Origin of the sequence: Streptococcus mitis, assembly GCF_000722765.2 — a bacterium.
GTDB lineage: Bacteria > Bacillota > Bacilli > Lactobacillales > Streptococcaceae > Streptococcus > Streptococcus mitis_AQ.
On sequence record NZ_CP028415.1, the window covers coordinates 235,882 to 254,026 of the forward strand.

At 42.9% G+C, this 18,145-nt stretch carries 16 protein-coding genes, 11 tRNA genes and 3 rRNA genes; 29 read left to right on the top strand and 1 reads right to left on the bottom strand.

Annotation, left to right across the window (positions count from 1 at the left end):
* Positions 1–25: 25 nt before the first annotated feature.
* On the top strand, positions 26–1,036 hold the full coding sequence (gap, locus tag SK637_RS01170; protein ID WP_020903608.1) for a type I glyceraldehyde-3-phosphate dehydrogenase: 1,011 nt from the start codon (positions 26–28) through the stop codon (positions 1,034–1,036).
* Positions 1,037–1,103: 67 nt separating this feature from the next.
* Here gap and SK637_RS01175 read toward each other — a convergent pair whose 3' ends face one another.
* Entirely contained in the window at positions 1,104–1,979 is an 876-nt protein-coding gene (locus SK637_RS01175; protein WP_080710443.1) for an RluA family pseudouridine synthase, read from the bottom strand.
* Between the two features lie 86 nt (positions 1,980–2,065).
* Here SK637_RS01175 and pbp2a point away from each other — a divergent pair, with 86 nt between their 5' ends.
* From pbp2a to rpsG, 28 genes are all read left to right on the top strand, one after another.
* Positions 2,066–4,261 (top strand): penicillin-binding protein PBP2A, encoded by a 2,196-nt coding sequence (gene pbp2a, locus SK637_RS01180; protein ID WP_033688060.1) that lies wholly within the window; start codon positions 2,066–2,068, stop codon positions 4,259–4,261.
* Positions 4,262–4,313: 52 nt separating this feature from the next.
* Positions 4,314–4,466: a 50S ribosomal protein L33 gene (gene rpmG / locus SK637_RS01185; protein ID WP_033688062.1), complete on the top strand. Its 153-nt coding sequence runs from the start codon at positions 4,314–4,316 to the stop codon at positions 4,464–4,466.
* A gap of 9 nt (positions 4,467–4,475) precedes the next feature.
* The gene (gene secE / locus SK637_RS01190) at positions 4,476–4,652 is read left to right on the top strand and encodes a preprotein translocase subunit SecE (protein ID WP_001210990.1); all 177 of its coding nucleotides are present in this window, start codon (positions 4,476–4,478) and stop codon (positions 4,650–4,652) included.
* Positions 4,653–4,705: 53 nt separating this feature from the next.
* Positions 4,706–5,242 (top strand): transcription termination/antitermination protein NusG, encoded by a 537-nt coding sequence (gene nusG, locus SK637_RS01195; RefSeq protein WP_000376740.1) that lies wholly within the window; start codon positions 4,706–4,708, stop codon positions 5,240–5,242.
* A 120-nt stretch (positions 5,243–5,362) separates the two neighbouring features.
* Positions 5,363–5,842, top strand: a complete 480-nt coding sequence (locus SK637_RS01200; protein WP_033688066.1) for a hypothetical protein — start codon at positions 5,363–5,365, stop codon at positions 5,840–5,842.
* A 93-nt stretch (positions 5,843–5,935) separates the two neighbouring features.
* Positions 5,936–6,007, top strand: a tRNA-Glu gene (locus SK637_RS01205).
* A 241-nt stretch (positions 6,008–6,248) separates the two neighbouring features.
* Positions 6,249–7,794, top strand: a 16S ribosomal RNA gene (locus tag SK637_RS01210).
* A gap of 51 nt (positions 7,795–7,845) precedes the next feature.
* Positions 7,846–7,918, top strand: a tRNA-Ala gene (locus tag SK637_RS01215).
* Between the two features lie 125 nt (positions 7,919–8,043).
* Positions 8,044–10,946 (top strand): 23S ribosomal RNA (locus SK637_RS01220).
* Positions 10,947–11,022: 76 nt separating this feature from the next.
* Positions 11,023–11,138, top strand: a 5S ribosomal RNA gene (gene rrf, locus SK637_RS01225).
* Together the 16S, 23S and 5S rRNA genes with 11 tRNA genes alongside form the textbook arrangement of a ribosomal RNA operon.
* Positions 11,139–11,142: 4 nt before the next feature.
* A tRNA-Val gene (locus tag SK637_RS01230) sits at positions 11,143–11,215 on the top strand.
* Positions 11,216–11,217: 2 nt separating this feature from the next.
* Positions 11,218–11,290: transfer RNA gene (locus tag SK637_RS01235), tRNA-Asp, on the top strand.
* A 24-nt stretch (positions 11,291–11,314) separates the two neighbouring features.
* Positions 11,315–11,387 (top strand) — tRNA-Lys (locus SK637_RS01240).
* 5 nt (positions 11,388–11,392) lie between these two features.
* Positions 11,393–11,474: transfer RNA gene (locus SK637_RS01245), tRNA-Leu, on the top strand.
* 18 nt (positions 11,475–11,492) lie between these two features.
* Positions 11,493–11,565: transfer RNA gene (locus SK637_RS01250), tRNA-Thr, on the top strand.
* Between the two features lie 22 nt (positions 11,566–11,587).
* Positions 11,588–11,659 (top strand) — tRNA-Gly (locus tag SK637_RS01255).
* 7 nt (positions 11,660–11,666) lie between these two features.
* A tRNA-Leu gene (locus SK637_RS01260) sits at positions 11,667–11,752 on the top strand.
* Between the two features lie 11 nt (positions 11,753–11,763).
* Positions 11,764–11,837 (top strand) — tRNA-Arg (locus tag SK637_RS01265).
* A gap of 15 nt (positions 11,838–11,852) precedes the next feature.
* A tRNA-Pro gene (locus SK637_RS01270) sits at positions 11,853–11,926 on the top strand.
* Between the two features lie 239 nt (positions 11,927–12,165).
* On the top strand, positions 12,166–12,630 hold the full coding sequence (gene tnpA, locus SK637_RS01275; protein ID WP_000057440.1) for an IS200/IS605 family transposase: 465 nt from the start codon (positions 12,166–12,168) through the stop codon (positions 12,628–12,630).
* Between the two features lie 561 nt (positions 12,631–13,191).
* Positions 13,192–13,398 carry a hypothetical protein gene (locus SK637_RS01280; RefSeq protein WP_033688071.1) on the top strand — a complete coding sequence of 69 codons (207 nt, stop codon included), beginning with the start codon at positions 13,192–13,194 and terminating at the stop codon, positions 13,396–13,398.
* Positions 13,395–13,589: a hypothetical protein gene (locus SK637_RS01285; protein WP_033688073.1), complete on the top strand. Its 195-nt coding sequence runs from the start codon at positions 13,395–13,397 to the stop codon at positions 13,587–13,589. The genes SK637_RS01280 and SK637_RS01285 overlap by 4 nt, the downstream gene beginning before the upstream one ends.
* A complete protein-coding gene (locus tag SK637_RS01290) occupies positions 13,576–14,460 on the top strand; it encodes an ABC transporter ATP-binding protein (RefSeq protein ID WP_033688074.1) in 885 nt (294 codons plus the stop codon). Before SK637_RS01285 ends, SK637_RS01290 begins: the two co-directional genes overlap by 14 nt.
* Before the next feature lies 1 nt (position 14,461).
* On the top strand, positions 14,462–15,199 hold the full coding sequence (locus SK637_RS01295) for an ABC transporter permease (protein ID WP_033688075.1): 738 nt from the start codon (positions 14,462–14,464) through the stop codon (positions 15,197–15,199).
* Positions 15,199–16,296 carry a sensor histidine kinase gene (locus tag SK637_RS01300; RefSeq protein WP_033688076.1) on the top strand — a complete coding sequence of 366 codons (1,098 nt, stop codon included), beginning with the start codon at positions 15,199–15,201 and terminating at the stop codon, positions 16,294–16,296. The genes SK637_RS01295 and SK637_RS01300 overlap by 1 nt, the downstream gene beginning before the upstream one ends.
* Positions 16,297–16,896, top strand: a complete 600-nt coding sequence (locus tag SK637_RS01305; RefSeq protein ID WP_033688077.1) for a response regulator transcription factor — start codon at positions 16,297–16,299, stop codon at positions 16,894–16,896.
* Positions 16,897–17,210: 314 nt separating this feature from the next.
* Positions 17,211–17,624 carry a 30S ribosomal protein S12 gene (gene rpsL / locus SK637_RS01320; protein ID WP_001142332.1) on the top strand — a complete coding sequence of 138 codons (414 nt, stop codon included), beginning with the start codon at positions 17,211–17,213 and terminating at the stop codon, positions 17,622–17,624.
* Positions 17,625–17,643: 19 nt separating this feature from the next.
* A complete protein-coding gene (rpsG, locus tag SK637_RS01325) occupies positions 17,644–18,114 on the top strand; it encodes a 30S ribosomal protein S7 (protein ID WP_000087873.1) in 471 nt (156 codons plus the stop codon).
* The last annotated feature ends 31 nt before the right edge of the window (positions 18,115–18,145 follow it).

The window sequence follows — 18,145 nt, forward strand, 5'->3', positions numbered from 1 at the left end:
GATTTTCATAAGGAGGAAATCACTAATGGTAGTTAAAGTTGGTATTAACGGTTTCGGACGTATCGGTCGTCTTGCTTTCCGTCGTATCCAAAACGTAGAAGGTGTTGAAGTTACACGCATCAACGACCTTACAGATCCAGTTATGCTTGCACACTTGTTGAAATACGACACAACTCAAGGTCGTTTCGACGGTACTGTTGAAGTTAAAGAAGGTGGATTCGAAGTTAACGGTAAATTCGTTAAAGTTTCTGCTGAACGTGATCCAGAACAAATCGACTGGGCTAACGACGGTGTAGACATCGTTCTTGAAGCAACTGGTTTCTTTGCTACTAAAGCAGCTGCTGAAAAACACTTGCACGCTGGTGGTGCTAAGAAAGTTGTTATCACTGCTCCTGGTGGATCAGATGTTAAAACAGTTGTATTTAACACTAACCATGACGTTCTTGATGGTACTGAAACAGTTATCTCAGGTGCTTCATGTACTACAAACTGCTTGGCTCCAATGGCTAAAGCTCTTCATGATAACTTTGGTGTTGTAGAAGGATTGATGACTACTATCCACGGTTACACTGGTGACCAAATGCTTCTTGATGGACCACACCGTAAAGGTGACCTTCGCCGTGCTCGTGCAGCTGCAGCTAACATCGTTCCTAACTCAACTGGTGCTGCCAAAGCAATCGGTCTTGTAATCCCAGAATTGAACGGTAAATTGGACGGAGCTGCTCAACGTGTTCCTGTTCCAACAGGTTCTGTAACTGAATTGGTAGCAGTTCTTGAAAAGAACGTTACTGTTGATGAAGTGAACGCAGCTATGAAAGCAGCTTCAAACGAATCATACGGTTACACAGAAGATCCAATCGTATCTTCAGATATCGTAGGTATGTCTTACGGTTCATTGTTTGACGCAACTCAAACTAAAGTTCTTGACGTTGACGGTAAACAGTTGGTTAAAGTTGTATCATGGTACGACAACGAAATGTCATACACTGCACAACTTGTTCGTACTCTTGAATACTTCGCAAAAATCGCTAAATAATTCATGAGTCGATAAAAGCAAGGCCTATTGGTCTTGCTTTTCTTATATGGAAAAATGGATGACACAATCATCCATTCTTTTTTAATTCTTTTTCAAAAGTATCTGATAGGGTAGTGAAGCTTAATTTCTCTAATGTAAGTGGATGGGTAAAGGAAAGTCGAAAGGCGTGGAGCATAAGCCGACTTGTTTTTGATTTACTATTATAGAGAGGGTCGCCTGAAATAGGGAAGTTATGATGCGAAAGGTGCACACGAATCTGATGGGTTCGCCCTGTCTTTAGCTTGCAACGAACCAAGGAAGTTTTGTTTGGGAATTGTTTTAATCTACTTACATGCGTTTCAGCATATTGTCCATTTTTTGTATCAACTATTCGTTTTCTGCGGTCATGGCGATCACGCCCAATTTTGTCTTTGAAAACAAGTTCTGTGCTGTTGATATGTCCGTCGACCTGTGCCCAATATTCCCTAGAAATCTCTTTTTTCTCCAGTAAGCGATTGAGAATAGGCAGGATAAAAGGATTTTTGGCAAAGAGAACCAAACCACTGGTTTCCATGTCCAGACGATGAACGACATAGCAGGTTTGGCCAACATAGGCACTGACATGGTTAAGAAGGGCGATTTCGTTTGGCTGATTACCATGCGTTTTCATCCCCTCTGGTTTGTTCACAATAACTAAGTGTTGATCTTGATAAACTTCCTGAATGAGGTTTGGGTTGCCCCAAGGAATTTCTTTTTCGGGATAATCTTCCTCATCGAAAGTTAACAGGCAAATATCTCCAGGATTTACCATCTCGTTCCAGTGAACTTCTTCTTGATTTATCAAAATATGTTTCTTGGTTCTCAAAAAATGACGGATTTTTCTAGGGATGAGGAGTTGCTCCTCTAGTAATTGCTTAACCGTCATTTGAGGTAGAGAGTCTGGTAATGTAAATGTGAATTGCATACAGATATTGTAACAAAAAAAGCCCTATTTGAATAGGAAATAGCTAAATTCTTGTCTTCCTATGATGAAGATGATAAAATAAACGCATGAAATTAGATAAATTATTTGAGAAATTTCTTTCTCTTTTTAAAAAAGAAACAAGTGAACTAGAGGACTCTGATTCTACTAGCTTACGTCGCTCTCGCAGTGATCGAAAAAAAATAGCCCAAGTGGGTCCGATTCGAAAATTCTGGCGTCGCTATCATCTAACAAAGATTGTCCTTATACTAGGTTTGAGTGCAAGCTTGCTAGTTGGAACCTATTTGTTTGCTGTAGCCAAGTCAACCAATGTCAATGATTTGCAAAACGCCTTGAAAACTCGAACTCTCATTTTTGACCGTGAAGAAAAGGAGGCTGGTGCCTTGTCTGGTCAAAAAGGAACTTATGTTGAATTGACTGATATCAGTAAAAATTTGCAGAATGCCGTTATTGCGACAGAAGACCGTTCTTTCTATAAAAATGATGGGATTAACTATGGTCGTTTCTTCTTGGCTATTGTAACTGCTGGTCGTTCAGGTGGTGGTTCTACTATTACCCAACAGCTGGCTAAAAATGCCTATCTGTCGCAGGATCAAACTGTTGAGAGAAAAGCAAAAGAATTTTTCCTTGCTTTAGAATTAACCAAAAAATATAGTAAGGATCAAATTCTAACCATGTACCTTAACAACGCTTATTTTGGAAATGGTGTGTGGGGTGTAGAAGATGCGAGTAAGAAATATTTTGGAGTTTCTGCATCAGAAGTGAGTCTGGATCAAGCTGCGACTCTGGCAGGAATGCTAAAGGGTCCGGAGCTGTATAACCCCTTGAAATCTGTAGAAGATTCTACTAATCGTCGTGATACTGTCTTGCAAAATATGCTTGCAGCGGGTTACATTGATAAAAACCAAGAAACCGAAGCTGCAGAAGTTGATATGACTTCGCAATTGCATGATAAGTATGAAGGAAAAATCTCAGATTATCGCTATCCTTCTTACTTTGATGCGGTGGTTAACGAAGCCGTTTCCAAGTATAATCTAACAGAGGAAGAAATTGTCAATAATGGCTACCGCATTTATACAGAGCTGGACCAAAACTACCAAGCAAATATGCAGGTTGTCTATGAAAATACAGCTCTATTTCCGAGGGCAGAGGATGGAACATTTGCTCAATCAGGAAGTGTCGCTCTCGAACCGAAAACAGGTGGAGTTCGTGGAGTTGTCGGTCAGGTTGCTGACAATGATAAAACTGGATTTCGAAATTTCAACTATGCAACTCAATCAAAACGTAGTCCTGGTTCTACAATTAAGCCTTTAGTTGTTTATACGCCGGCAGTTGAAGCAGGTTGGGCTTTGAATAAGCAGTTGGATAACCATACCATGCAGTACGACAGCTATAAGGTTGATAACTATGCAGGAATCAAAACGAGTCGAGAAGTTCCTATGTATCAAGCCTTGGCAGAATCGCTTAATCTGCCTGCTGTTGCCACTGTTAATGATTTGGGCGTTGATAAGGCTTTTGAGGCGGGCGAGAAATTCGGACTCAACATGGAAAAGGTCGATCGTGTTCTTGGTGTCGCCTTGGGAAGCGGTGTTGAAACCAACCCTCTTCAAATGGCTCAAGCATATGCTGCCTTTGCAAATGAAGGTTTAATGCCGGAAGCTCATTTTATTAGTAGAATTGAAAATGCTAGTGGTCAGGTCATTGCGAGCCATAAAAATTCACAAAAACGGGTGATTGATAAGTCTGTAGCTGACAAGATGACCAGTATGATGTTGGGAACATTTACAAACGGAACAGGTATTAGTTCATCTCCTGCAGATTATGTTATGGCAGGGAAAACTGGTACAACTGAAGCGGTTTTCAATCCTGAATACACAAGTGACCAGTGGGTAATTGGCTATACCCCGGATGTAGTGATTAGTCACTGGCTTGGTTTTCCGACCACTGATGAAAACCACTATCTAGCAGGCTCTACTTCAAACGGTGCAGCCCATGTCTTTAGAAATATTGCAAATACCATTTTACCTTATACACCAGGAAGTACCTTTACAGTTGAAAATGCTTATAAGCAAAATGGAATTGCACCAGCCAATACAAGAAATCAAGTACAGAGAAATGAAGAAAATCAGGCGGATAATAGCCTTTCTGATATTAGAAGTCGTGCACAAAATCTGGTAGATGAGGCCAGTCGTGCTATCTCGGATGCGAAGATTAAGGAAAAGGCTCAAACGATATGGGATTCGGTAGTCAATCTATTTCGCTAAGATGCTTGTCAAAGCCTAGCTTTCTTGTTATAATAGATAAGATGGAGGCGTTATGGCACTAAAAAAAGCAAGCCTAGCTTGTGCGGTTTGTGGTTCAAGAAACTATTCAATCAAGATCAGCGGAAACCCCAAGCCAACACGACTAGAAGTAAATAAATTTTGTAAACATTGTGGTAAGTACATTACACATAGAGAAACGAGATAGGAGAGAGCGATGCGTTTTATTGGAGATATTTTTAGACTTCTTAAAGACACAACATGGCCAACTCGCAAGGAAAGCTGGAGAGATTTTCGTTCTATCATGGAATACACTGCTTTCTTTGTTGTGATTATTTATATTTTTGACAAGTTGATTGTTTCAGGTTTGATTCGATTTATTAACATTTTTTAGAAGATTTGTGGAGTTATTCACGCTAAAAATCTTCTATTATGAAAGGAAGTATCATGGATAGTTTTGATAAAGGATGGTTTGTCTTACAAACCTATTCTGGTTATGAAAATAAGGTAAAAGAAAATCTATTACAACGTGCACAAACCTACAATATGTTGGATAATATTTTACGTGTTGAAATTCCGACACAAACAGTGCAAGTTGAAAAAAATGGAAAGAGAAAAGAAGTAGAAGAAAATCGCTTTCCGGGTTATGTTCTTGTGGAAATGGTCATGACAGATGAAGCTTGGTTTGTTGTTCGAAACACACCAAACGTTACAGGATTCGTCGGATCTCACGGAAATAGATCAAAACCAACTCCATTATTGGAACAAGAGATCCGTGATATCTTGGTTTCTATGGGACAAACTGTACAAGAGTTTGATATCGATGTTGAAGTTGGACAAACTGTACGTATCATTGATGGAGCTTTTGCAGACTATACTGGTAAGATTACAGAAATTGATAATAATAAAGTGAAGATGATTATCTCTATGTTTGGTAATGACACAGTTGCAGAAGTAAATCTAAACCAAATTGCAGAATTATAACCCTGAGAGAGGCATGTCCTCTCTTTTTTGTGCAGTTTAGACGGAGTAGGGAACAGAATGGGGGAAATGGGACAAAAGTGTTTCTGAATCTGTTAGACTGTATCTAGAAAGGGGGACGTTATGTTTAAAGAATTGTATAAAGAAGTCCAGGGAATTGTATATAAGAGTAGAAAGGAATATTACTTGCATTTATGGGAGCTATCGGATTGGGACCAAGAGGGGATGATTTGCTTGCATGAATTGATTAGTAGAGAAGAAGAGCTAGTAGAAGATCTTCCACGCTTACGTAAATATTTCAAAACTAAATTCCGTAATCGCATTTTAGACCATATCCGTAAACAAGAAAGCCAGAAGCGTAGATATGATAAAGAACCTTATGAAGAAGTAGGTGAGATTAGTCATCGTATCAGTGAGGGAGGTCTCTGGATAGATGATTATTATCTCTTTCATGAGACACTAAGAGATTATAGAAACAAACAAAGTAAAGAGAAACAAGAAGAGTTAGAACGCGTCTTAAGACATGAACGCTTCCGAGGGCGTCAAAGAGTATTAAGAGACTTACGTATTGTGTTTAAGGAGTTTGATATCCGTACTCGGTAAGAAGCTATGCAAAAAAAATGAAAAAAGATAAAAAAAGGTGTTGACAAAGTATGAAAAGTCGGTATAATAGTAAGAGTTGAAAATAACAGCTCCGGTCCGTTGGTCAAGGGGTTAAGACACCGCCTTTTCACGGCGGTAACACGGGTTCGAATCCCGTACGGACTATGGTATGTTGCGGATGGAACACTTGATGAAAAAAGTTCAAAAAAGTTTCAAAAAAGTGTTGACAAGAAAAAGCAGCTGTGATATACTAATATAGTTGTCACTTGAGAGAAGCAAGTGACAAAGACCTTTGAAAACTGAACAAGACGAACCAATGTGCAGGGCGCTATAACTAAGGTTATAGTACTGAACAATGAAAAAACAATAAATCTGTCAGTGACAGAAATGAGTGAGAACTCAAACTTTTAATGAGAGTTTGATCCTGGCTCAGGACGAACGCTGGCGGCGTGCCTAATACATGCAAGTAGAACGCTGAAGGAGGAGCTTGCTTCTCTGGATGAGTTGCGAACGGGTGAGTAACGCGTAGGTAACCTGCCTGGTAGCGGGGGATAACTATTGGAAACGATAGCTAATACCGCATAAGAGTAGATGTTGCATGACATTTACTTAAAAGGTGCAATTGCATCACTACCAGATGGACCTGCGTTGTATTAGCTAGTTGGTGGGGTAACGGCTCACCAAGGCAACGATACATAGCCGACCTGAGAGGGTGATCGGCCACACTGGGACTGAGACACGGCCCAGACTCCTACGGGAGGCAGCAGTAGGGAATCTTCGGCAATGGACGGAAGTCTGACCGAGCAACGCCGCGTGAGTGAAGAAGGTTTTCGGATCGTAAAGCTCTGTTGTAAGAGAAGAACGAGTGTGAGAGTGGAAAGTTCACACTGTGACGGTATCTTACCAGAAAGGGACGGCTAACTACGTGCCAGCAGCCGCGGTAATACGTAGGTCCCGAGCGTTGTCCGGATTTATTGGGCGTAAAGCGAGCGCAGGCGGTTAGATAAGTCTGAAGTTAAAGGCTGTGGCTTAACCATAGTACGCTTTGGAAACTGTTTAACTTGAGTGCAAGAGGGGAGAGTGGAATTCCATGTGTAGCGGTGAAATGCGTAGATATATGGAGGAACACCGGTGGCGAAAGCGGCTCTCTGGCTTGTAACTGACGCTGAGGCTCGAAAGCGTGGGGAGCAAACAGGATTAGATACCCTGGTAGTCCACGCCGTAAACGATGAGTGCTAGGTGTTAGACCCTTTCCGGGGTTTAGTGCCGTAGCTAACGCATTAAGCACTCCGCCTGGGGAGTACGACCGCAAGGTTGAAACTCAAAGGAATTGACGGGGGCCCGCACAAGCGGTGGAGCATGTGGTTTAATTCGAAGCAACGCGAAGAACCTTACCAGGTCTTGACATCCCTCTGACCGCTCTAGAGATAGAGCTTTCCTTCGGGACAGAGGTGACAGGTGGTGCATGGTTGTCGTCAGCTCGTGTCGTGAGATGTTGGGTTAAGTCCCGCAACGAGCGCAACCCCTATTGTTAGTTGCCATCATTCAGTTGGGCACTCTAGCGAGACTGCCGGTAATAAACCGGAGGAAGGTGGGGATGACGTCAAATCATCATGCCCCTTATGACCTGGGCTACACACGTGCTACAATGGCTGGTACAACGAGTCGCAAGCCGGTGACGGCAAGCTAATCTCTTAAAGCCAGTCTCAGTTCGGATTGTAGGCTGCAACTCGCCTACATGAAGTCGGAATCGCTAGTAATCGCGGATCAGCACGCCGCGGTGAATACGTTCCCGGGCCTTGTACACACCGCCCGTCACACCACGAGAGTTTGTAACACCCGAAGTCGGTGAGGTAACCGTAAGGAGCCAGCCGCCTAAGGTGGGATAGATGATTGGGGTGAAGTCGTAACAAGGTAGCCGTATCGGAAGGTGCGGCTGGATCACCTCCTTTCTAAGGATAAGGAACTGCGCATTGGTCTTGTTTAGTCTTGAGAGGTCTTGTGGGGCCTTAGCTCAGCTGGGAGAGCGCCTGCTTTGCACGCAGGAGGTCAGCGGTTCGATCCCGCTAGGCTCCATTGGTGAGAGATCACCAAGTAATGCACATTGAAAATTGAATATCTATATCAAATAGTAACAAGAAAATAAACCGAAAACGCTGTAGTATTAATAAGAGTTTATGACTGAAAGGTCAGAAAAATAAGGTTAAGTTAATAAGGGCGCACGGTGGATGCCTTGGCACTAGGAGCCGAAGAAGGACGTGACAAACGACGATATGCCTTGGGTAGCTGTAAGTAAGCGATGATCCAGGGATTTCCGAATGGGGGAACCCAACAGGTACTACCTGTTACCCGCATCTGTTAAGGATGTGAGGAGGAAGACGCAGTGAACTGAAACATCTAAGTAGCTGCAGGAAGAGAAAGCAAAAGCGATTGCCTTAGTAGCGGCGAGCGAAACGGCAGGAGGGCAAACCGAAGAGTTTACTCTTCGGGGTTGTAGGACTGCAATGTGGACTCAAAGATTATAGAAGAATGATTTGGGAAGATCAGCCAAAGAGAGGTAATAGCCTCGTATTTAAAATAGTCTTTGTACCTAGCAGTATCCTGAGTACGGCGGGACACGTGAAATCCCGTCGGAATCTGGGAGGACCATCTCCCAACCCTAAATACTCCCTAGTGACCGATAGTGAACCAGTACCGTGAGGGAAAGGTGAAAAGCACCCCGGGAGGGGAGTGAAATAGAACCTGAAACCGTGTGCCTACAACAAGTTCGAGCCCGTTAATGGGTGAGAGCGTGCCTTTTGTAGAATGAACCGGCGAGTTACGTTATGATGCGAGGTTAAGTTGAAGAGACGGAGCCGTAGGGAAACCGAGTCTGAATAGGGCGCCTTAGTATCATGACGTAGACCCGAAACCATGTGACCTACCCATGAGCAGGTTGAAGGTGCGGTAAGACGCACTGGAGGACCGAACCAGGGCACGTTGAAAAGTGCTTGGATGACTTGTGGGTAGCGGAGAAATTCCAAACGAACTTGGAGATAGCTGGTTCTCTCCGAAATAGCTTTAGGGCTAGCGTCGACATTAGAGATTCTTGGAGGTAGAGCACTGTTTGGGTGAGGGGTCCATCCCGGATTACCAATCTCAGATAAACTCCGAATGCCAATGAATTATGGTCGGCAGTCAGACTGCGAGTGCTAAGATCCGTAGTCGAAAGGGAAACAGCCCAGACCACCAGCTAAGGTCCCAAAATAATTGTTAAGTGGAAAAGGATGTGGGGTTGCACAGACAACTAGGATGTTAGCTTAGAAGCAGCTATTCATTCAAAGAGTGCGTAATAGCTCACTAGTCGAGTGACCCTGCGCCGAAAATGTACCGGGGCTAAAACAATTTACCGAAGCTGTGGATACCTTTATAGGTATGGTAGGAGAGCGTTCTATGTGTGATGAAGGTATACCGTGAGGAGTGCTGGAACGCATAGAAGTGAGAATGCCGGTATGAGTAGCGAAAGACAGGTGAGAATCCTGTCCACCGTAAGACTAAGGTTTCCAGGGGAAGGCTCGTCCGCCCTGGGTTAGTCGGGACCTAAGGAGAGACCGAAAGGTGTATCCGATGGACAACAGGTTGATATTCCTGTACTAGAGTATGTAGTGATGGAGGGACGCAGTAGGCTAACTAAAGCAGACGATTGGAAGTGTCTGTCTAAGCAGTGAGGTGTGAACTGAGTCAAATGCTTAGTTCTATAACATTGAGCTGTGATGGGGAGCGAAGTTTAGTAGCGAAGTTAGTGATGTCACACTGCCAAGAAAAGCTTCTAGCGTTTAAACATACTCTACCCGTACCGCAAACCGACACAGGTAGTCGAGGCGAGTAGCCTCAGGTGAGCGAGAGAACTCTCGTTAAGGAACTCGGCAAAATGACCCCGTAACTTCGGGAGAAGGGGTGCTGACTTTAAGTCAGCCGCAGTGAATAGGCCCAAGCAACTGTTTATCAAAAACACAGCTCTCTGCTAAATCGTAAGATGATGTATAGGGGGTGACGCCTGCCCGGTGCTGGAAGGTTAAGAGGAGTGCTTAGCGTAAGCGAAGGTATGAATTGAAGCCCCAGTAAACGGCGGCCGTAACTATAACGGTCCTAAGGTAGCGAAATTCCTTGTCGGGTAAGTTCCGACCCGCACGAAAGGCGTAATGATTTGGGCACTGTCTCAACGAGAGACTCGGTGAAATTTTAGTACCTGTGAAGATGCAGGTTACCCGCGACAGGACGGAAAGACCCCATGGAGCTTTACTGCAGTTTGATATTGAGTGTCTGTACCACATGTACAGGATAGGTAGGAGTCTAAGAGATCGGGACGCCAGTTTCGAAGGAGACGTTGTTGGGATACTACCCTTGTGTTATGGCCACTCTAACCCGGATAGGTGATCCCTATCGGAGACAGTGTCTGACGGGCAGTTTGACTGGGGCGGTCGCCTCCTAAAAGGTAACGGAGGCGCCCAAAGGTTCCCTCAGAATGGTTGGAAATCATTCGCAGAGTGTAAAGGTATAAGGGAGCTTGACTGCGAGAGCTACAACTCGAGCAGGGACGAAAGTCGGGCTTAGTGATCCGGTGGTTCCGTATGGAAGGGCCATCGCTCAACGGATAAAAGCTACCCTGGGGATAACAGGCTTATCTCCCCCAAGAGTTCACATCGACGGGGAGGTTTGGCACCTCGATGTCGGCTCGTCGCATCCTGGGGCTGTAGTCGGTCCCAAGGGTTGGGCTGTTCGCCCATTAAAGCGGCACGCGAGCTGGGTTCAGAACGTCGTGAGACAGTTCGGTCCCTATCCGTCGCGGGCGTAGGAAATTTGAGAGGATCTGCTCCTAGTACGAGAGGACCAGAGTGGACTTACCGCTGGTGTACCAGTTGTCTTGCCAAAGGCATCGCTGGGTAGCTATGTAGGGAAGGGATAAACGCTGAAAGCATCTAAGTGTGAAACCCACCTCAAGATGAGATTTCCCATGATTTTATATCAGTAAGAGCCCTGAGAGATGATCAGGTAGATAGGTTAGAAGTGGAAGTGTGGCGACACATGTAGCGGACTAATACTAATAGCTCGAGGACTTATCCAAAGTAACTGAGAATATGAAAGCGAACGGTTTTCTTGGTTTGAATAGATATTCAATTTTGAGTAGGTATTACTCAGAGTTAAGTGACGATAGCCTAGGAGATACACCTGTACCCATGCCGAACACAGAAGTTAAGCCCTAGAACGCCGGAAGTAGTTGGGGGTTGCCCCCTGTGAGATATGGAAGTCGCTTAGCTCTAGGGAGTTTAGCTCAGCTGGGAGAGCATCTGCCTTACAAGCAGAGGGTCAGCGGTTCGATCCCGTTAACTCCCATAGGTCCCGTAGTGTAGCGGTTATCACGTCGCCCTGTCACGGCGAAGATCGCGGGTTCGATTCCCGTCGGGACCGTTTAAGATAACGGAAGTTATTTTAGACTCGTTAGCTCAGTTGGTAGAGCAATTGACTTTTAATCAATGGGTCACTGGTTCGAGCCCAGTACGGGTCATATATGCGGGTTTGGCGGAATTGGCAGACGCACCAGATTTAGGATCTGGCGCTTAACGGCGTGGGGGTTCAAGTCCCTTAACCCGCATTGAGATATAATAAATGAGCCGGCTTAGCTCAGTTGGTAGAGCATCTGATTTGTAATCAGAGGGTCGCGTGTTCAAGTCATGTAGCCGGCATTTTTAGATAGAAGAAAACAGTGCGAACGTAGTTCAGTGGTAGAACACCACCTTGCCAAGGTGGGGGTCGCGGGTTCGAATCCCGTCGTTCGCTTAGAGAGGCCGGGGTGGCGGAACTGGCAGACGCACAGGACTTAAAATCCTGCGATTGGTAACGATCGTACCGGTTCGATTCCGGTCCTCGGCATAAACTAATGAGCACCCTTAGCTCAACTGGATAGAGTACCTGACTACGAATCAGGCGGTTAGAGGTTCGACTCCTCTAGGGTGCATTTTTCTATTTAACTCGGGAAGTAGCTCAGCTTGGTAGAGTACTTGGTTTGGGACCAAGGTGTCGCAGGTTCGAATCCTGTCTTCCCGATTCATTACAGAGATACGTAAGCGTATCTTTTTTGTTTTAACTTGAGATTATATACATTAAGAGAGAATCAGTTTGCTTCTCTCTTTTTTTTATGTGACTGTTAGTCCGTCTCGATCCGTTAGGTGCGAGACAAAAAAACCACCCGCTATGCGGGTGCGCGTCGAAGGTTATACCCAAAAAACTCCAAACGCGATACAATAAAGGTGTTCAAGCCAATTGTAAAGCGAAAGGAGAAAAATATGGCACAAAAGGCACATAGTTTATCACACACAAAGTGGATGTGTAAATATCACATTGTGTTCACCCCTAAGTATAGACGAAAAGTCATTTATAATCAATATCGAAGTAGTTTAGGAGAAATATTTCATCGCTTGTGTAGTTATAAAGGAGTTGAAATTATCGAGGGTCACTTAATGCCAGACCATGTACATATGTTAGTCAGTATTCCACCAAGGATAAGTGTTTCAAGTTTCATGGGGTATTTAAAAGGTAAAAGTGCACTCATGATGTTTGACAAACACGCCAATCTCAAGTATAAGTTTGGGAATCGGCATTTTTGGGCGGAAGGTTATTATGTGAGTACGGTTGGACTCAATGAAGCCACAATTAAGAAATATATTCAAGAACAGGAAAAGCATGATATAGCACTAGATAAATTAAGTGTAAAAGAATATGAGGATCCCTTTAGGGATAGTGGTAAGTAATACTAAAGCCTCTTTGAGAGGCAAGTGACGAGTCAAGAGCAATGAGGCTTGAACAATGTGAAAGCCAGCGTCTTTAGGCGCTGGCTGGTAATTTGGGCTTATAGCCCTGGTTCAAACCACCCGTTAGACGGGTGGTCATGATTATTGGCTACCAGTAATTCATTTTATAAGATAATATTCTATTAAAATTATAGTATAGTTTTTGTTCCTAGACTTTTTATTAAATACTGTCGTGTAGGTATACACATTGAATTCAAGGGATTTTATAAATCTTACTAATTTTTAAGGAAGCAATAAAAATTTTTTGGTGCAATGTATAATATATGTGCTTATGGGATGAAAATTTCTGATCTTTTGATTTTAAATGCGTATTAGTTTACGTTATAGTCTAAATTTGATATCACTTTGACGGAGGTACTATAGATTCTTTTCTACTCTGTGTTTTGTTATGTAATGTTTCTTGATTCTTTTAAATCGAACCTTTTATGACATTTGTCATATTTTCTAGTGACAGAAGCATCTAGCTCCGCCAACTCCAAAAGTCTATAATTGAAGTATGAAATGGAGGAAGAAAAAATGAAACATAAAGTAATTGTCGCAATGAGTTTAGTAGTAGCAGGAGTCATGACTTATCTCATATTCTCAGGATTGGATGAAGGTTTCTATCATTTTCCTTGGGAGCTATTTGCAGGATTTGGAATGATGTCCTGGCTTATCCGAGAAGGTTTGAAATTAGTCTCAGATGTGAAAAAGGAGTTTGAAAAATGAAAAAAGCGTTTCTCTATCTTTTTATTGGACTATCACTAGTGGTATGGTTGGTAGAAATGTTTACAGGTTGGTTTGATCAAGCCTTCCTTCACCAATTCATCCGTGGTGCCTGGGGACTAGGATTTATGATTTTTATCGCCTTTCCTATGGGAATGGAGTGGTTGAAAGGAGAATATTATGAACATGATTAAGGTACAAGGCTTACATAAAAACATCAAGGGCAAGGCTATTTTGAAGGATATTTCCTTTGAGGTAGCTGAAGGTGAATGCGTCGCCTTGATTGGGCCCAATGGTGCTGGGAAGACCACACTCTTGGACTGTTTGCTTGGAGATAAACGGATCACAAGCGGTCAAGTATCCATTCAAGGCTTGCCAGTGACGAGTTCTCAGTTAGACTACACAAGATCCTACCTGCCTCAAGAAAATGTCATCGTTCAGAAATTAAAGGTCAAAGAGTTGGTTGCTTTCTTTCAAAGCATTTATCCAAATCCCTTGAGCAACCAGGAAATCGATCAACTGTTGCAGTTTGACAAGAAACAAAAAGAGCATTTGGCAGAAAAATTGTCAGGTGGGCAAAAGCGTCTCTTCTCTTTTGTCTTGACCTTGATTGGCCGACCAAAACTTGTCTTTTTAGATGAGCCAACTGCGGCCATGGATACCTCAACCCGCCAACGTTTTTGGGAAATTGTTCAGGATCTAAAAGCGCAGGGAGTTACCATTCTCTATTCGTCCCATTACATCGAAGAGGTAGAGCATACAGCGGACCGAATCTTGGTCTTGAATAAGGGAGAGTTGATTCGCGATACAACACCTCTAGCCATGCGCAGTGAGGAGATTGAAAAGCACTTTATCCTTCCTCTAGCATACAAGGAAGTCATTGAGCAGTCTAACTTGGTTGAAAGGTGGGTACAAAAACAAGATGCTTTGCAAGTAGTTACACGTGAAGCGGATGCTTTTTGGCAACTGTTAGTGCAAGCAGGATGTAGGATTCAAGAAATTGAAGTCAATAATCGTAGCTTGTTGGATACAATCTTTGAAGAAACACAAAAGGGAGATGACTAAGATGAAACGATGGATCGCACTAAACAAGATAGAATTTCTATTGACCAAACGACAATTAGTCTATTATCTATTATCCGTAGGGATGCCGACAGCCTTCTATTTATTCTTTTCAGGCATGTACCAGGACACACCAGGTGGACCCGCGAATTTTATGCGTGATTATCTCATCTCCATGACAGCCTTTTCCATGATGTCGACAGCTATGTTTTCATTCCCAGCTATTTTACATACAGATAAAATCAACAACTGGCAGAAAACATTGCGCCATACTCCGGTAAATATGGTAGAATATTATCTATCAAAGATAACAAGTATGATGGTTGATTATCTGGTCTCAATCCTGGTTGTTTTCTCAGTTGGGCACTTGGTCAGAGGTGTGGATATGCCTTTAGGAAGCTGGATTGGGGCTGCGTTCTTGCTGATAGTAGGAAGTGTAGCTTTTGTAGCGCTTGGCTTGACCTTGACACTCTTGCCTTCTAATCAGCTGATGTCTGTCGTGGGCAATCTTCTCTATCTAGGCTTGGCTGTTTTAGGTGGACTCTGGATGCCCGTCTCTTTATTTCCAGACTGGATGCAAGCAATCGGGAAGCGTCTACCAAGCTATCAGTTGATGGAATTAATCAAGACCTTCTTAAATGAGGGTAGCATCAATTTATCAGCCACAGTTTATCTACTTGTTTTTTCAGTAGTTTTGTTTGGTTTGACCATTTACCTTCAAGGTCATAAGGAGAATGCTTAATGCTTGAAAGACTGAAAAGCATACATTATATGTTCTGGGCCAGTTTAATTTTTATGATTTTCCCCATCCTACCTGTAGTGACTGGGTGGCTTTCTGCCTGGCATTTATTGATTGATATTCTATTTGTAGTGGCATATTTGGGTGTTTTAACAACTAAGAGCCAGCGCCTATCTTGGCTATATTGGGGCCTCATGCTGACTTATGTAGTTGGGAATACTGCCTTTGTTGCTGTTAATTATATCTGGTTTTTCTTTTTCCTATCCAATCTCTTAAGTTATCATTTCAGCGTACGTAGTTTAAAGTCTTTACATGTCTGGACTTTTCTTCTTGCTCAAGTCCTTGTTGTGGGCCAACTGTTGATTTTTCAGAGAATCGAAGTTGAGTTTCTATTCTATCTACTTGTAATTCTTACTTTTGTCGATTTAATGACTTTTGGATTGGTTCGGATTCGGATTGCGGAGGATTTGAAAGAAGCTCAGGCTAAGCAAAATGCCCAGATAAATCTATTGCTTGCTGAAAATGAACGCAGTCGTATCGGTCAGGATTTGCATGATAGTTTGGGACATACCTTTGCTATGCTCAGTGTCAAGACAGATTTAGCCTTGCAGTTATTTCAGATGGAGGCTTATCCACAGGTGGAAAAGGAATTAAAAGAAATTCACCAGATCAGCAAGGATTCGATGAATGAAGTGCGAACTATCGTGGAAAATCTGAAATCACGGACCCTAGCTTCAGAACTTGAAACTGTTAAGAAGATGCTAGAAATTGCTGGGATTGAGGTTGAGGTTGATAATCAATTAGACAAGGCTAGTTTGACCCAGGAATTGGAGTCAACGGCTTCCATGATTTTGCTTGAATTAGTGACCAACATCATCAAACATGCTAAAGCGTTTAAAGTCTACTTAAAATTAGAACGGACAGAGAAAGAACTCATTCTAACAGTGAGAGATGATGGCTGTGGCTTTACTTCTATAAAGGGGGATGACCTCCATACAGTTCGAGATCGTGTTCTTCCATTTTTGGGAGAAGTAAAGGTAATTAGTTGGAAACAACCGACAGAAGTTCAGGTTCGACTACCTTATAAGGAGAGAAAGTAGATGAAAGTATTAGTCGCAGAAGATCAAAGTATGTTGCGAGATGCCATGTGCCAGTTGCTCACGCTTCAACCAGATGTAGAGTCTGTCTTTCAAGCCAAGAATGGGCAAGAAGCAATCCAACTATTAGAAAAGGAGTCTGTAGATATCGCCATCCTTGACGTAGAAATGCCTGTTAAGACAGGTCTTGAAGTTTTGGAGTGGATACGAGCAGAAAAGCTTGAAACAAAGGTGGTTGTGGTGACGACCTTCAAACGTCCTGGGTATTTTGAGCGTGCGGTTAAGGCTGGAGTGGATGCTTATGTATTAAAAGAGCGAAGCATTGCAGACCTCATGCAAACCTTGCACACTGTCCTCGAAGGGCGCAAGGAGTATTCGCCTGAATTGATGGAAGTGGTGATGACGCATCCCAATCCATTAACAGAACAAGAAATTGCAGTTTTAAAGGGAATTGCTCAGGGCTTCTCTAACCAAGAAATTGCAGACAAACTTTATCTATCCAACGGAACAGTCCGAAACTATGTCACTAATATTCTTTCTAAATTACATGCAGGCAATCGAACAGAGGCAGCTAATATTGCGAAAGAATCTGGTTGGTTGTGATACTATCATATCTCGAAAACCATTATGTGCTAAAATTGATGGGATTGAATGGAACAATAGTAACTTTAGGAGAGGGGGGATTCCTCCTTTTTCTTTTTTGGGGAGCACTACAAAAGAGCTAAAATTAACAATAAAAAAGAAAAATATCTTGACAACCAATGGAAAATTTTGTTACAATAATAGACGGTACTTTTTACTTTTGGTCTCTCAAGAGTGTACAGGGACGTGCTGACAAATGTTGCAAAAGTACACACAGATGATAGCTGTCACCAAGTGTATCATCACCAAAAATAAAAAAACACAGGAGAATGTAGATGCCTACAATTAACCAATTGGTTCGCAAACCGCGTAAATCAAAAGTAGAAAAATCTAAATCACCAGCTTTGAACGTTGGTTACAACAGTCATAAAAAAGTTCAAACAAACGTTTCTTCACCACAAAAACGTGGTGTTGCAACTCGTGTTGGAACAATGACACCTAAAAAACCTAACTCAGCCCTTCGTAAATTCGCTCGTGTACGTTTGAGCAACCTTATCGAAGTTACTGCCTACATCCCAGGTATCGGACACAACTTGCAAGAACACAGCGTGGTGCTTCTTCGTGGTGGACGTGTAAAAGACCTTCCAGGGGTACGTTACCATATCGTCCGTGGTGCACTTGATACTGCAGGTGTTAACGATCGTAAACAAGGCCGTTCTAAATACGGTACTAAACGTCCAAAAGCATAAGGAAAGGGGATAAAGAGAAATGAGTCGTAAAAATAGAGCTCCAAAACGTGACGTATTGCCAGATCCGCTTTACAATTCACAACTAGTTACTCGTCTTATCAACCGCGTTATGCTTGATGGTAAACGTGGTACAGCTGCTTCAATCGTTTACGGTGCTTTTGAGCAAATCAAAGAAGCTACTGGAAACGATGCACTTGAAGTATTTGAAACAGCTATGGAAAACATCATGCCTGTACTTGAAGTACGTGCACGTCGTGTTGGTGGTTCTAACTACCAAGTCCCAGTTGAAGTTCGTCCAGAACGTCGTACAACACTTGGACTTCGTTGGTTGGTAACAATCGCTCGTCTTCGTGGTGAACACACAATGCAAGACCGTCTTGCAAAAGAAATCTTGGATGCTGCTAACAACACTGGTGCAGCTGTTAAGAAACGTGAAGACACTCACCGTATGGCTGAAGCTAATCGTGCATTCGCACACTTCCGTTGGTAATATAGGATGCGAAAGCGTTAAGAAAGTCCCA

Bases quoted from the DNA above. Each gene is read 5' to 3' on its own strand.
- SK637_RS01300 (WP_033688076.1), top strand. From the start codon at position 15,199: ATGCTTGAAAGACTGAAAAGCATACATTATATGTTCTGGGCCAGTTTA.
- nusG (WP_000376740.1), top strand. From the start codon at position 4,706: ATGGATAGTTTTGATAAAGGATGGTTTGTCTTACAAACCTATTCTGGT.
- pbp2a (WP_033688060.1), top strand. From the start codon at position 2,066: ATGAAATTAGATAAATTATTTGAGAAATTTCTTTCTCTTTTTAAAAAA.
- SK637_RS01305 (WP_033688077.1), top strand. From the start codon at position 16,297: ATGAAAGTATTAGTCGCAGAAGATCAAAGTATGTTGCGAGATGCCATG.
- tnpA (WP_000057440.1), top strand. From the start codon at position 12,166: ATGGCACAAAAGGCACATAGTTTATCACACACAAAGTGGATGTGTAAA.
- rpsL (WP_001142332.1), top strand. From the start codon at position 17,211: ATGCCTACAATTAACCAATTGGTTCGCAAACCGCGTAAATCAAAAGTA.
- rpsG (WP_000087873.1), top strand. From the start codon at position 17,644: ATGAGTCGTAAAAATAGAGCTCCAAAACGTGACGTATTGCCAGATCCG.
- rpmG (WP_033688062.1), top strand. From the start codon at position 4,314: ATGGCACTAAAAAAAGCAAGCCTAGCTTGTGCGGTTTGTGGTTCAAGA.
- SK637_RS01295 (WP_033688075.1), top strand. From the start codon at position 14,462: ATGAAACGATGGATCGCACTAAACAAGATAGAATTTCTATTGACCAAA.
- secE (WP_001210990.1), top strand. From the start codon at position 4,476: ATGCGTTTTATTGGAGATATTTTTAGACTTCTTAAAGACACAACATGG.
- SK637_RS01280 (WP_033688071.1), top strand. From the start codon at position 13,192: ATGGAGGAAGAAAAAATGAAACATAAAGTAATTGTCGCAATGAGTTTA.
- SK637_RS01285 (WP_033688073.1), top strand. From the start codon at position 13,395: ATGAAAAAAGCGTTTCTCTATCTTTTTATTGGACTATCACTAGTGGTA.
- SK637_RS01290 (WP_033688074.1), top strand. From the start codon at position 13,576: ATGAACATGATTAAGGTACAAGGCTTACATAAAAACATCAAGGGCAAG.
- SK637_RS01175 (WP_080710443.1), bottom strand. From the start codon at position 1,979: ATGCAATTCACATTTACATTACCAGACTCTCTACCTCAAATGACGGTT.
- SK637_RS01200 (WP_033688066.1), top strand. From the start codon at position 5,363: ATGTTTAAAGAATTGTATAAAGAAGTCCAGGGAATTGTATATAAGAGT.
- gap (WP_020903608.1), top strand. From the start codon at position 26: ATGGTAGTTAAAGTTGGTATTAACGGTTTCGGACGTATCGGTCGTCTT.